This window comes from Enterobacter cloacae complex sp. HYC042_NIDB (genome assembly GCF_056673315.1).
The window spans coordinates 1,991,239-2,004,394 of the sequence record NZ_CP109650.1 but is presented as its reverse complement, the minus strand read 5'-3'; the positions used below and the strand labels follow the sequence as shown (position 1 = coordinate 2,004,394).

Annotated in this window: 15 protein-coding genes; 10 read left to right on the top strand and 5 right to left on the bottom strand. The window is 55.3% G+C overall.

The window, feature by feature from the left end; translation table 11 throughout:
- Nucleotides 1–22: 22 nt before the first annotated feature.
- The 4 genes from murJ to rimJ all read right to left on the bottom strand — a co-directional run bounded on the left by murJ (nt 23) and on the right by rimJ (nt 3,855).
- Entirely contained in the window at nt 23–1,558 is a 1,536-nt protein-coding gene (gene murJ, locus OKF39_RS09540; protein WP_028012700.1) for a murein biosynthesis integral membrane protein MurJ, read from the bottom strand.
- 129 nt (nt 1,559–1,687) lie between these two features.
- Complete coding sequence (locus OKF39_RS09535) at nt 1,688–2,611, bottom strand: Gfo/Idh/MocA family protein (protein WP_479983721.1); 924 nt, start codon at nt 2,609–2,611, stop codon at nt 1,688–1,690.
- A 2-nt stretch (nt 2,612–2,613) separates the two neighbouring features.
- The gene (locus OKF39_RS09530) at nt 2,614–3,261 is read right to left on the bottom strand and encodes a YceH family protein (protein WP_088204995.1); all 648 of its coding nucleotides are present in this window, start codon (nt 3,259–3,261) and stop codon (nt 2,614–2,616) included.
- 9 nt (nt 3,262–3,270) lie between these two features.
- On the bottom strand, nt 3,271–3,855 hold the full coding sequence (rimJ, locus tag OKF39_RS09525; protein ID WP_013097146.1) for a ribosomal protein S5-alanine N-acetyltransferase: 585 nt from the start codon (nt 3,853–3,855) through the stop codon (nt 3,271–3,273).
- Between the two features lie 236 nt (nt 3,856–4,091).
- Between rimJ and mdtH the strand changes: the two genes are divergently transcribed.
- From mdtH to OKF39_RS09480, 9 genes are all read left to right on the top strand, one after another.
- Complete coding sequence (gene mdtH / locus OKF39_RS09520; RefSeq protein WP_479983720.1) at nt 4,092–5,300, top strand: multidrug efflux MFS transporter MdtH; 1,209 nt, start codon at nt 4,092–4,094, stop codon at nt 5,298–5,300.
- A 123-nt stretch (nt 5,301–5,423) separates the two neighbouring features.
- Nucleotides 5,424–5,984: a lipoprotein gene (locus tag OKF39_RS09515; protein WP_028012696.1), complete on the top strand. Its 561-nt coding sequence runs from the start codon at nt 5,424–5,426 to the stop codon at nt 5,982–5,984.
- A gap of 126 nt (nt 5,985–6,110) precedes the next feature.
- Entirely contained in the window at nt 6,111–7,157 is a 1,047-nt protein-coding gene (pyrC, locus tag OKF39_RS09510) for a dihydroorotase (RefSeq protein ID WP_479983719.1), read from the top strand.
- Between the two features lie 74 nt (nt 7,158–7,231).
- Entirely contained in the window at nt 7,232–7,477 is a 246-nt protein-coding gene (dinI, locus tag OKF39_RS09505) for a DNA damage-inducible protein I (protein WP_048959419.1), read from the top strand.
- 272 nt (nt 7,478–7,749) lie between these two features.
- Nucleotides 7,750–8,004: a biofilm formation regulator BssS gene (gene bssS / locus OKF39_RS09500; protein WP_023299782.1), complete on the top strand. Its 255-nt coding sequence runs from the start codon at nt 7,750–7,752 to the stop codon at nt 8,002–8,004.
- Between the two features lie 116 nt (nt 8,005–8,120).
- On the top strand, nt 8,121–9,239 hold the full coding sequence (solA, locus tag OKF39_RS09495; protein WP_047368279.1) for an N-methyl-L-tryptophan oxidase: 1,119 nt from the start codon (nt 8,121–8,123) through the stop codon (nt 9,237–9,239).
- Nucleotides 9,240–9,299: 60 nt separating this feature from the next.
- Entirely contained in the window at nt 9,300–9,413 is a 114-nt protein-coding gene (locus tag OKF39_RS09490) for a YceO family protein (RefSeq protein ID WP_032644857.1), read from the top strand.
- Nucleotides 9,414–9,631: 218 nt separating this feature from the next.
- On the top strand, nt 9,632–10,198 hold the full coding sequence (locus OKF39_RS09485; RefSeq protein WP_063942654.1) for a cytochrome b: 567 nt from the start codon (nt 9,632–9,634) through the stop codon (nt 10,196–10,198).
- 1 nt (nt 10,199) lies between these two features.
- Nucleotides 10,200–10,778: a YceI family protein gene (locus OKF39_RS09480; RefSeq protein ID WP_028012691.1), complete on the top strand. Its 579-nt coding sequence runs from the start codon at nt 10,200–10,202 to the stop codon at nt 10,776–10,778.
- Between the two features lie 41 nt (nt 10,779–10,819).
- Here OKF39_RS09480 and trhO read toward each other — a convergent pair whose 3' ends face one another.
- On the bottom strand, nt 10,820–11,869 hold the full coding sequence (gene trhO, locus OKF39_RS09475) for an oxygen-dependent tRNA uridine(34) hydroxylase TrhO (protein WP_192979239.1): 1,050 nt from the start codon (nt 11,867–11,869) through the stop codon (nt 10,820–10,822).
- A gap of 221 nt (nt 11,870–12,090) precedes the next feature.
- On the opposite strand from trhO, the gene OKF39_RS09470 reads away from it, so the two are divergent.
- On the top strand, nt 12,091–13,017 hold the full coding sequence (locus tag OKF39_RS09470; RefSeq protein WP_479983718.1) for a Kdo(2)-lipid IV(A) acyltransferase: 927 nt from the start codon (nt 12,091–12,093) through the stop codon (nt 13,015–13,017).
- Nucleotides 13,018–13,156 lie beyond the last annotated feature (139 nt).

The window sequence follows — 13,156 nt, the reverse complement described above, 5'->3', positions numbered from 1 at the left end:
AGGTGAACTCCCCTTTTGGCGTTTATGCCGTCCGGCGGGTAAACTCTTTCACTTTGAAGCCCAGCACGGCGAGCGTGGCAAAATACGCTACCACCCCAACGCCCACCACGGCCATCAGCCGCATCAGACGATAAGGCATCGTGCCCAGAGACCACTCCGGCATGACGTACATCATCCCGATGAGTGCCGCAGACATCACCAGCACCGCCACGACCAAACGCACGAGGAAACTTGCCCACCCCGGCTGCGGCGTAAAGATATCCTGCTTGCGCAGCTGCCAGTAAAGCAGCCCGGCATTCAGACAGGCCGCCAGACCAATAGACAGCGACAGGCCGGCATGCTTCAGCGGGCCGATAAATGCCAGGTTCATCAGCTGCGTCATAATCAGCGTTACAATGGCAATTTTCACCGGCGTTTTAATGTCCTGACGTGAATAGAATCCTGGTGCCAGCACTTTGACGACAATCAGCCCCATCAATCCCACCGAGTAAGCGACCAGCGCGCGCTGGGTCATCGCGGCGTCAAACGCGGTGAATTTTCCGTACTGGAACAGCGATACCGTCAGCGGCTTGGCGAGGATCCCCAGCGCCACCGCGCTTGGCAGGGCCAGCAGGAAGCAGAGACGCAGGCCCCAGTCCATCAGGCGGCAGTATTCGTCATGGTTGCCGCTGGCAAAGCTTTTCGACAGCGACGGCAGCAGGATGGTCCCCAGCGCCACGCCCAGCACGCCGGACGGGAACTCCATCAGGCGGTCAGCGTAGTACATCCACGAGACGGAACCCGACACCAGGAAAGAGGCAAAAATGGTGTTGATAATCAGCGAGATCTGGCTGACGGAGACGCCAAGAATGGCGGGCCCCATCTGCTTGATAACGCGCATCGCCCCGGCATCTTTCAGGTTGATGCGTGGCAGCACCAGCATGCCGATTTTTTTCAGGTGCGGCAGCTGATAAGCCAGCTGCAGCACGCCGCCCACGGTGACCGCCCAGGCCAGGGCCAGCACCGGCGGGTTGAAGTGCGGCGCGGCGAACAGCGCAAAACCGATCATGCTGACGTTGAGAAACGTCGGCGCAAACGCCGGAACGGAGAAGCGGTTCCAGGTGTTCAGGATCGCCCCCACCAGCGAGGCCAGCGAGATCAGCAGAATATAGGGGAAGGTAATGCGCAGAAGCTGCGAGGTCAGGGCAAATTTATCCGCCGTGTCGGCAAAGCCGGGCGCGGTCACCATAATGACCCAGGGCGCGGCCAGCATACCGACTACCGTCACCACGGCCAGCGCCAGCGTCAGCAACCCGGAGACATAAGAGACAAACACGCGCGTCGCGTCTTCACCCTGCTTGCTTTTATATTCCGCCAGAATGGGCACAAACGCCTGGGAGAACGCCCCTTCAGCAAAAATGCGACGCAGCAGGTTCGGCAGCTTGAACGCCACGAAAAAGGCGTCCGTTGCCATCCCTGCACCAAAGACCCTTGCCACAATGGCATCGCGCGCAAAACCGAGAACGCGAGAGAACATGGTCATCGAGCTGACGGCCGCCAGCGATTTTAATAAGTTCATTAACGTGAATTTCCAGAACCATACGGATTTATAGACCGGGAACGCACAAACGCCACCCGGCAAAGCCAACAAGCGGCGCTTAGTCTAACCCGATTTCAACGAATTACTATCCGCAGATGTTACAGCGAGTTATTCACTCATGGCCTCGCGCCAGAGTCGTTCCACAATGCGCTGAGCCAGAATGGCCTGCTCGCCGGACGTTTCAGGAACCGTCTGATTTTGCACGCAGGTGATAAAGTGGCGGGCACATCCTGCGAAACCTCGTTGCTCCAGAGTGCTTTGCCAGCCGGGGACCGGCTGCATCACCACGCCGCTGCCCTTCTCTTCCCGCCATTCACGCATGTCGGTAACGTCGTACAGCGCGCCGTCGGTTACCGCCTGCACGGATTCCCGCTGGCTGCCCGCGCGGCGGTGCATGCTGGTGGTGACCTGAAGATGCTCAACGGCAAAATGGTGTTCCGCATACACCATCTGCCCCTGTTCGTTGGTGACAAGAGTGCCGCTTTTCAGCAGCGCTTCGCCGTTAGCCAGCCACAGCGCGGTGTCCACCACGTGGAGGTAGTCATCGAGAAGGGTAAAGCGCAGATCGTTTGGTCCCACGCTGTCGGTGCGGTGCTTATCCATGCGCAGCGAGGCCATATTGCCGGACTGCACCTTCAGCTGCTGGTAAAGCGGCGCGAAGCGGCGGTTGAAACCGACCATCAGCGTCAGTTTTTTACGTGCCGCCAGCTCAATCAGCCGTTCAGCGTCCTGAACATTTTCCGCCAGAGGTTTATCCACGCAGACGTGAACCCCCGCATTGAGCAACTCGCTCACCACCTGATAGTGGGTTGCCGTTGAGGTATGCACAAAGACCGCATCGCACTCGCGGGCCAGATCCTGGAGCGATGCCGCATACGGGATACGCCAGGTTTCACAGATACGTTCTGCCTTTTCTCGGGTGGGTGACCATGCCCCTTGCAGCGTCCAGTCAGACGCAGCGCCCAATACGGGCAGCCAGGCTTTCTGCGCAATACCGCCCAGCCCCACCACGCCAATGCGTAATTTTTTCACCGTTAGTCTCCCAAATGTGCCAGCAATGCATCCAGACGCTGTTTCAGCCCGGCCACCTCGTCTTCCAGCGCCTCTACGCGCGCGGCAAGGTCGTCACGGGTTGCAGGGCTCGATTCCGTCGCCACGCTTGCGGCGTCAACGTCGCCGCTGAAGAGATGCATATAGCGGCTCTCACGTTTACCCGGCTCGCGCGCCAGGCGCACCACGTAAGGGCCATCCTCACGCGCGGCCAGCCCTTCCAGGGTCTGTTCGACTTCCTGCATGTCGCTGAACTCATGCATTCGGGAAGCGCGCGTTCGCAGTTCCCCCGGCGTTTGCGCCCCGCGCAGCAGCAGCGTGGTAATAACCGCCACTTCCGCGCTGTTCAGCTTCAGATCGCCAAATTCGGAGTTACAGAAGCGCTGCTCGTATTTGGTCACGCGGTTGCCGAAGCCGCTGACGGTGCGCAGATAGTGGCGCTTCACCAGCGCATCCAGCACGTCCTGAACCTCATGCTCGCTGAGATTCATCACCGGCTCGCGGTTGGTCTTCTGGTTGCAGGCCATGGTCACGGCGTTAACAGAGAGCGGATACTGCTCCGGCGTGGTGACCTGTTTTTCGAGTAAGCACCCAATCACGCGCGCTTCCGTACCGTTTAGCTGATACTTCATCTTTTCTCCTTAACGACCTGCGGTCCAGTCACGGGTGGTTAATGCCGTCAGAACGTGGTCGCGCCACTCTCCGTCTATCAGCAGATAGTCTTTGGCATAACCCTCTTTCTCAAACCCTAAACGCGCCAGCAAATTCCCGCTGCGCTGATTATGCGGCATGTAGTTCGCCATAATGCGATGGATATGCTGCGTGCGTTGCATATAGCGGATGGCTACCGTTAACGCCTCGTACATCAGCCCCTGCCCCTGCCATTTCTGGCCGATGGAATAGCCAAGGTAGCAGGCGTGAAACGATCCCCGCACCACGTTTGAAAAATTGGCGATCCCAATAATCTCTTTCTCTTCTGGATCCAGCAGCGCGAAATAAAACGCGCTGCCCTGCTTATGAAATTCAGCGATCATGCTGAGGCGTGCCTGCCAGCCGGAGGGGTAACAATGGCTCTCATCCCGAACGGGTTCCCAGGGTTTTAAAAACTGGCGATTCTCGGCGTAATAATCCGCCAGACGCCAGGCATCACGCTCATGCACAAGACGAACGACCAGCCTGTCCGTTGTCAGACGCACTTTTGGCACATTACTGCGATAGCCAAACATCAATACCACTCCTTCCCGTCACTTCAGCTTACCCATTAGCTTTACTATACCTGCGCCCGTGCCGTCTGTGAAAACAGTGACATACCATTTTGACCTCTTTTCACATTTTTCGATGAGAACTCTCTATCAAAGCACCGCTTTGATAAAAAAATATTGTCGCGCCCGGGGGTGGGAAAAAACGCGGCGACACCGCAGAATGTTAGCGTGCTCACCTTCTTATTTTCCCTGGAGGGAAAATGTCCCGCGTATCACAGGCCAGGAGCCTGGGTAAATATTTCCTGCTCGTCGATAACATGCTGGTCGTGCTCGGCTTTTTTGTCGTTTTTCCATTGATATCGATCCGCTTTGTCGATCAAATGGGCTGGGCTGCATTAATGGTTGGGATTGCCCTAGGACTACGTCAGTTTGTCCAGCAGGGTCTGGGCGTCTTTGGCGGGGCTATTGCCGACCGCTTTGGCGCTAAACCGATGATCGTGACCGGTATGCTGCTCCGCGCGGCAGGCTTTGCCACGATGGCGATCGCCCACGAGCCCTGGCTGCTGTGGTTCTCCTGCTTTCTCTCCGGTATCGGTGGCACTCTGTTTGACCCGCCGCGCACCGCGCTGGTGGTAAAGCTGATTCGTCCTCAGCACCGCGGCCGCTTCTTCTCCATTCTGATGATGCAGGACAGCGCCGGGGCGGTTGTTGGCGCCCTGCTGGCCAGCTGGCTGCTGCAGTACGATTTCCGTCTGGTTTGCGCGGCCGGGGCGGTGCTGTTTATTCTGTGCGCCCTGTTTAACGGCCTCTACCTTCCGGCCTGGAAGCTGTCGACGGTAAAAGCCCCGGTGCGCGAGGGGCTAGGACGCGTCCTGCGCGACAGGCGTTTTGTCACCTACGTGTTGACCCTGACCGGCTATTACATGCTCGCCGTACAGGTGATGCTGATGCTGCCAATCATGGTGAACGATATTGCGGGCACGCCTGCTGCCGTAAAATGGATGTACGCCATCGAAGCCTGCCTTTCATTAACGCTGCTTTATCCGATTGCCCGCTGGAGTGAACGGCGTTTTCGCCTGGAGCATCGCCTGATGGCCGGGCTGTTTCTGATGACGCTGAGCATGATGCCGATCGGTCTGGTAAACACGCTTCAGCAGCTTTTTACGCTGATCTGCACCTTCTATATCGGCTCCATCATCGCCGAGCCCGCCCGCGAAACGCTGAGCGCCTCGCTTGCGGATGCGCGTGCGCGCGGCAGCTATATGGGCTTCAGCCGCCTGGGTCTGGCCTTTGGCGGTGCGCTGGGTTACGCCGGCGGCGGCTGGCTGTTCGATGCCGGCAAAGCGCTGAACCAGCCGGAACTCCCCTGGATGATGCTCGGCGTGGTGGGCGTCATGACGCTTCTCGCCCTGTGGTGGCAGTTCAGCCAGAAACGCAGCGCGAGCGGCATGCTCGAGCCTGGCGCGTAGCCTTTCCCTCGGGCGGGAGCCTCTCCCGCCCCACTTCTCAGTTTTTTCTGCTGGTTTCTGCCCATTCACGCTGACATACTGGCGTAACAGGACAGAAGCGCCGATTTTTCGTTGAGGAGCACTATGAAGAAAATTGTCTTAGCCGCGGCATTCGTTGTCAGCGGTCTGCTGGTGGGCTGTAACCAGCTTACGCAATATACCGTCAGTGAGCAGGAAATTAATCAGGCGCTGGAAAAACATAACAATTTCTCTAAAGACATTGGCGTGCCGGGGCTGGCCGATGCCCACATCGTACTCACCAATCTCACCAGCCAGATTGGTCGCGAAGAGCCGAATAAAGTCACTCTCGCAGGCGATGCCGCGCTTGATATGACGTCCCTTTTTGGCAATCAGAAAGCCAACATCAAGCTCAAGCTGAAGGCGCTCCCCGTTTTCAACAAAGAGAAAGGGGCGATATTCCTGCAGGAGATGGAAGTGGTCGATGCACAGGTTTCGCCGGACAAAATGGCGCCGGTACTGCAAACCCTGATGCCCTATCTGAACCAGTCGCTGCGAAACTACTTTAACCAGCAGCCGGCGTACGTCTTAAGCGAAGACAACAGCAAGGGTGAAGCCCTCGCGAAGAAATACGCAAAAGGGATAGAGGTGAAACCGGGAGAGATCGTTATTCCTTTCACCGATTAACCTGAAGGGCGCTGCGGCGCCCTTTTTTTTACGGAAAAGTGTGCAAACGAAAACGTTTCCGCTTATGATTTGTGTCCGGCAAAAACAGCCATCCTTATGACTGATTCCTGACAAGCCGGAGCTTCCATGACTGCACAACCCCAGGTTCTTAAAATCCGCCGCCCAGACGACTGGCATATCCATCTGCGCGATGGCGATATGCTGAAAACCGTCGTGCCCTATACCAGTGAAATTTATGGCCGCGCGATTGTCATGCCAAACCTGGTTCCGCCAGTCACCACCGTCGATGCCGCCATTGCCTACCGTCAGCGCATTCTGGATGCCGTTCCGGCGGGACATGATTTCACCCCGTTGATGACCTGCTACCTGACCGATTCACTGGATCCGAACGAAGTGGAACGCGGGTTTAACGAAGGCGTATTTACGGCGGCGAAACTCTACCCGGCGAACGCCACCACCAACTCCAGCCACGGCGTCACCAGTATTGATGCCATCATGCCGGTGCTGGAGCGCATGCAGAAACTGGGCATGCCGCTGCTGGTACACGGTGAAGTAACGCATGCGGAGATTGACATCTTCGACCGTGAAGCCCGTTTTATCGAAACCGTGATGGAGCCCCTGCGCCAGCGCCTGCCGGCGCTTAAGGTGGTCTTTGAGCATATCACCACCAAAGACGCGGCAGAGTATGTTCGCGACGGTAACGAGCTGATCGCTGCGACCATCACCCCACAGCATCTGATGTTTAACCGTAACCATATGCTGGTGGGCGGAGTGCGCCCTCACCTGTACTGCCTGCCGATCCTCAAGCGCAACGTTCACCAGCAGGCGCTGCGCGAGCTGGTCGCCAGCGGATTCACGCGTGCGTTCCTGGGCACGGACTCCGCGCCTCACACCCGCCATCGCAAAGAGGCAAGCTGCGGCTGCGCGGGCTGTTTCAACGCCCCAACGGCGCTTGCCAGCTACGCAACCGTTTTTGAAGAGATGAACGCGCTGGAACATTTCGAAGCGTTCTGCTCCCTCAACGGCCCGCGCTTCTACGGCCTTCCGGTCAATGACACCTTCATTGAGCTGGAGCGCAAAGCGAGCCAGGTTGAAGAGTCTATCGCGCTGACGGATGACACGCTGATCCCCTTCCTGGCAGGTGAAACCGTAAGCTGGACGGTAAAACGCTAAAAAATCAACGCCCCTTGTTGTCAAACCGACAATATGCCTGTATAAATAAACAGCATATTACACAGGGGGCATTTATGCGTATTGAAGTCACCATAGCCAAAACTACCGTTCTGCCTGCCGGCGCGCTTGACGCTCTGGCAGGCGAATTATCCCGTCGTATTAACAACACCTTTCCCGACAACTCGGGCGCCGTAACGGTGCGTTACGCCGCAGCGAACAACCTCTCCGTCATGGGTGCCGCAAAAGAAGATAAAGATCGCATTAGCGAAATCCTGCAGGAAACGTGGGAAAGCGCAGACGACTGGTTCATTACCGATTAACACTGCTCCCTCATTGTGTTTTTTGCCGGGTCGCCCCGGCTTTTTTTTGCCTGTAATTTCGAAAGTTCAAATTAATTCAGCGTGTTCTTAAAAAATCGTGAACGAGATGGTGTTTTATTGTTCGAACAATCCTAAAAAGCAGAAAAATGTGTTGCTACCTGTTTATTTTTCCCTTTGGAACCCTTATTACTTGGTATACTGAAGAAGCTTTCAGAAAAACATGCATTGAACCTCAGAGCCGTTGTCTTCTAACACGCATTAAGGGGGTTATAATGGAAAAGAATAACGAAGTCATCCAGACCCATCCGCTTGTAGGCTGGGATATCAGTACCGTAGATAGCTACGATGCACTGATGCTGCGTTTGCACTACCAGACCCCAAATCAACTCAACCGTGACGAAGCGGAAGTGGGACAGACGCTGTGGCTAACAACAGACGTCGCCCGTCAGTTTATTTCTATTTTAGAGGCAGGCATTGCAAAAATAGAATCTGGCGACTATCAGGAAAATGAGTATAAACGGCACTAACCTTATGCCCACTTTTCACTCAACAGGCACCCTCGCGGTGCCTTATTTATTTCCCGCTTGTTTACGCCCGCGTTGTTAATTACTCTGCTAACAAACCGTAAGTTTACGAGATGCATATGAGATACGACTTAATCATTATTGGTAGCGGCTCCGTTGGATCGGCCGCCGGTTATTACGCAACGCAGGCAGGGCTAAACGTCCTGATGATTGACGCCCACCTGCCGCCGCATAGCGAAGGTAGCCATCATGGCGACACCCGTCTCATTCGACATGCCTATGGCGAGGGGGAGCGCTACGTTCCGCTGGTGCTTCGCGCCCAGACGCTGTGGGACGAGCTGGCGAAACAGACTGAAGAGCGCATTTTCGAACGCACAGGGATCATCAACCTCGGTCCGGCCCGTTCAGAATTTCTCGCCAACGTCGAACGCAGCGCGAAAGCCTTTAATCTTGACGTTGAGAAGCTGGACGCGGCGGCCATTACCTCGCGCTGGCCTGAAATTACTGTCCCGGAGGATTATATCGGCCTCTTTGAAGCCAACTCCGGTGTGCTGCACTGTGAAACGGCGATCAAAACCTGGGTCGATCTTGCCGCCAAAGCGGGCTGTGCGCAGCTGTTCAATTGCCCCGTAGAGGCCATCACGCATGATGCAAACGGCGTTACGGTGAAAACCGTAGACGGGGAATATTCGGCTTCCCGCCTGCTTATTAGCGCAGGAACCTGGGTTACCCGCCTGCTCCCGGACCTGCCGATCCAGCCGGTACGCAAGGTCTTCTCCTGGTTCCAGTCTGACGGGCGTTACAGCGCGCAAAATAAATTCCCGGCGTTTACCGGCGAGTTACCCAACGGCGATCAGTTCTACGGTTTCCCTTCCGAGAAGGACGCTCTCAAGATTGGAAAACACAACGGCGGGCAGGTCATCTCCTCACCTGAGGAGCGCAAGCCGTTTGGCGCCTGCCCGCAGGACGGCTCAGAAGCCTTCTCGTTCCTGCGCAATATTCTCCCGGGCGTCGGTGGCCTGCTTTATGGCGCAGCCTGCACCTATGACAACACGCCGGATGAAGACTTTATCATTGATACGCTGCCGGGACATGACAACACCCTGCTGATTACCGGGCTGAGTGGCCACGGCTTTAAGTTCGCTTCGGTGTTGGGTGAAATCGCCGCGCAGTTTGCCCAGGGTATCACGCCACAGTTTGATCTGACGCCGTTCTCACTCTCGCGTTTTAACGGATAATCGGCCACGGGCTCCGGCGGTATCGGGGCCCGTTTTCTTCGTACTCAATTGTGGGGCGTTATGCGCAGGATAGTGGATTTCCTCATCAATAACATTCGCGAACACTTTATGCTCTATATCTTATTGTGGGCGCTGCTCGCTATCGTTGATGTTATATACATTGTGTTTTATTGAAAGTGACAATTGACGTTAACTGACGTTACTTTATGTTTATTTAAGATTTTTTCTTCTGCTAAATATGTCTTGCACGAAGCCATTGAATTAATCTCGCCGTTTCTTTTCAAAATCGCTGAAATAAATAAAATAAAAATCAATAGTCAATTATTTCAGTTGCAATATCGCGACTTCCCGTTCATTTTTACCTTTCGGTTAATTTGAAAATGGACATTCTGATGCAATTGCGTAACTCCTCCCGGCGCTACGGAATAATATCCATAAGTTTGCACTGGATATTTGCCATTGCCGTCTATGGTATGTTCGGACTTGGACTCTGGATGGTCACGCTCAGCTATTACGATGGCTGGTATCATCAGGCACCCGAGCTGCATAAAAGCATCGGGGTTCTGCTGATGCTGGGGCTGGTATTTCGCGCCATCTGGCGACATATTTCCCCACCGCCCGCGCCACTAAAGACATATGGAAAAATAACCCGCGTCAGCGCCGTTGCCGCGCATATTGCGCTCTACGCGCTGCTCTTCGCCATTCTGATCAGCGGCTATCTCATTTCAACGGCAGACGGCAAACCGATTAGCGTTTTTGGCCTGTTCGAGGTTCCGGCAACGCTCAGCGATGCCGGGGCTCAGGCCGATACGGCAGGCGTCATTCACCTCTGGCTTGCCTGGAGCGTGGTGATCCTGTCCGTACTGCACGGGCTCGCCGCCCTTAAACACCATTTTATTGATAAAGACGATACGCTTAAGCGCATGCTTGGCCGCTCGTCAGTTGACTCTGGAGCATAAAATGAAAAAACACCTGCTGGGTATTGCCCTCGGTTCTCTGTTATTCACCACCGGTTCTGCCGTAGCGGCTGACTATAAAATTGATAAAGAGGGCCAGCACGCTTTCGTCAATTTCCGCATTCAGCACCTGGGATACAGCTGGCTGTACGGTACCTTTAAAGATTTCGACGGCACATTTACTTTTGACGAGAAAAATCCTGCGGCAGATAAAGTCAATGTGACCATTAATACGAACAGCGTCGACACGAACCATGCTGAGCGCGATAAACACCTGCGCAGCGCAGAGTTCCTCAACGTCACAAAATTCCCACAGGCCACCTTCACCTCCACGGAAGTTAAGAAAGACGGTGATAAATTGGCTATTACCGGGAATCTGACGCTGAATGGCGTAACCAAACCCGTTACTCTGGATGCGAAATTGATCGGTCAGGGCGACGATCCGTGGGGCGGAAAACGCGCAGGTTTTGAAGCGGCGGGTAAAATTCACCTGAAAGATTTTAATATCACAACGGATTTAGGCCCGGCGTCGCAGGACGTTGAGCTGGTTATTTCCGTTGAAGGTGTGCAGCAGAAGTCGTAATAGATTCGCCCGGCAGGCTTTCGCCGTGCCGGGCGTTATTATCATTCCGGGTCAGGAATACCCAGTTTGGTATTCAGACGGCCGCGTGATTTATTAAAAATCTTATTACCGTTTTCACGCCCCGCGCGACGACGACGCTGCTCTTCTTCCGGCAGGACGCTCTCTTCGCTGCACAGCTCGCTACAGCAGCCGTTAAACTTCTCGGCACAGGCCGGGCACTGAATAAACAGCAGGTGGCAACCGTCGTTTTTGCAGTTGGTGTGGGTATCGCACGGCGCGCCGCACTGGTGGCACTGGGCAATCACATCTTCTGAAATGCGCTCGCCCATGCGCTCGTCAAAGACGAAGTTTTTACCGATAAAGCGTACCGGTAAGCCCTGCTCACGGGCGCGGCGTGCGTACTCGATAATACCGCCTTCAATGTGCCAGACCTTGTTGAACCCATTGTGCTTCATCCACGCGCTGGCCTTCTCACAGCGGATACCGCCGGTGCAGTACATAACGATTTTTTTATCCTTATGCTCCTGCATCATCTCCACCGCTTTAGGCAGCTGCTCGCGGAAGGTATCGGCCGGAATCTCCATCGCGTTTTCGAAATGCCCCACTTCGTACTCGTAGTGGTTACGCATATCAATGAACACGGCATCCGGATCGTCCAGCATCGCATTCACTTCCGCGGCCTTCAGATATTCGCCGACGTCCGCCGGGTTAAACTCAGGATCGTCAATACCGTCCGCCACGATGCGTTCACGCACCTTCATGCGCAGCACCCAGAACGATTTTCCATCGTCATCCAGGGCAATGTTCAGGCGTAAGCCGTTGAGGGCAGGATCGAAGCTATAAAGCGCGTCGCGGAACGCATTCACTTTGCTTTCCGGCACGCTGATCTGCGCGTTAATGCCTTCGCGGGCAAGGTAGACGCGGCCGAATACGTTCAGCGCCGTGAAGGACTGATAAAGCGCATCGCGGGTCGCCTGCGGATCGTCGATGGTGAAGTATTTGTAGAAGGAGATGGTCGTGCGCGGTTCGGTTTCAGCCAACATGCGCGCCTTTAACATCTCATTCGAAACGCGGTTGTGTAACACTGGCATGGTGTACAAGTCCTGCAATCGTCAGAGAGAATCAAAATCGGTCGGCATCATATAGCAAACAAAACCAATTTACATCCACACAATTTACGCTACATTTCACACACCCTGATGAATCAGGCTTAACAATTGCCGTCGTCGTGCAGGTTTCGACGGCAGATATTTTGGCTACGTCTCAAAAAATGCGACAATAGCGAAACAGGACGTTTGAATACAGGAAAGACATGACCCAGTTACCAAAATTTACCGTCGCCCTTTTGCACCCCCGCTATTGGATGACCTGGCTTGGCATTGGCTTTTTATGGCTACTGGTACAGCTTCCCTACCCTGTTATCTTCCGGTTAGGTACATCATTAGGCCGACTCGCGCAAACGCTTATGAAGCGCCGCGCCCGCATCGCGTATCGTAACCTTGAGCTGTGCTTTCCGCAGATGAGCGAGGCAGAGCGCCATGATATGGTCTCGAAGAATTTCGAATCCGTCGGCATGGGTCTCATGGAGACCGGAATGGCGTGGTTCTGGTCGGACAAACGTATGGCCCGCTGGAGCAAGGTTACAGGCACCGGTATGGAGCCGGTGCATACGCTTCAGGCCAATCAGACCGGCGTGCTGCTGATCGGCGTCCATTTCCTGACGCTCGAAATCGGGGCGCGTATGTTTGGCATGCAGGCGCCCGGCATCGGGGTTTACCGTCCTAACGACAACCCGGTTATCGATCTCATCCAGACCAACGGCCGCATGCGCTCCAACAAAAGCATGATCGACCGTAAGGATCTGAAGGGCATGATCCGCGCGCTAAAGTCCGGTGAAGTGGTCTGGTATGCCCCCGATCACGACTATGGCCCCCAGGCCAGCGTCTTTGTCCCCTTCTTCGCCGTTGATGGGGCCGCCACCACGACCGGCACCTGGATGCTGGCGCGGATGTCCAAAGCCGCCATCGTTCCCTTTGTTCCCCGCCGTATGCCGGATGGCTCAGGCTACGAGCTGATGATGCTTGAGCCGGAACTCGCGCCGCCGCTGGAAGATGCGGAAACCACCGCGCGCTGGATGAACGGCGTTGTGGAGAAGTGCATCATGCTGGCGCCCGAACAGTACATGTGGCTGCATCGACGCTTTAAAACGCGGCCAGAAGGCACGCCTTCCCGCTATTGATCCTCATGCGGCCCTCAGGGCCGCATGCTATTTTAGCTTTAAAAGCTCCCCCTCATTGCGGCAATCATAACCCAGGCGCATAATTAGCAGGCTTATTACTTCATGCCTCAGGTGCTCTGCACCTCACTATGCGGATTGT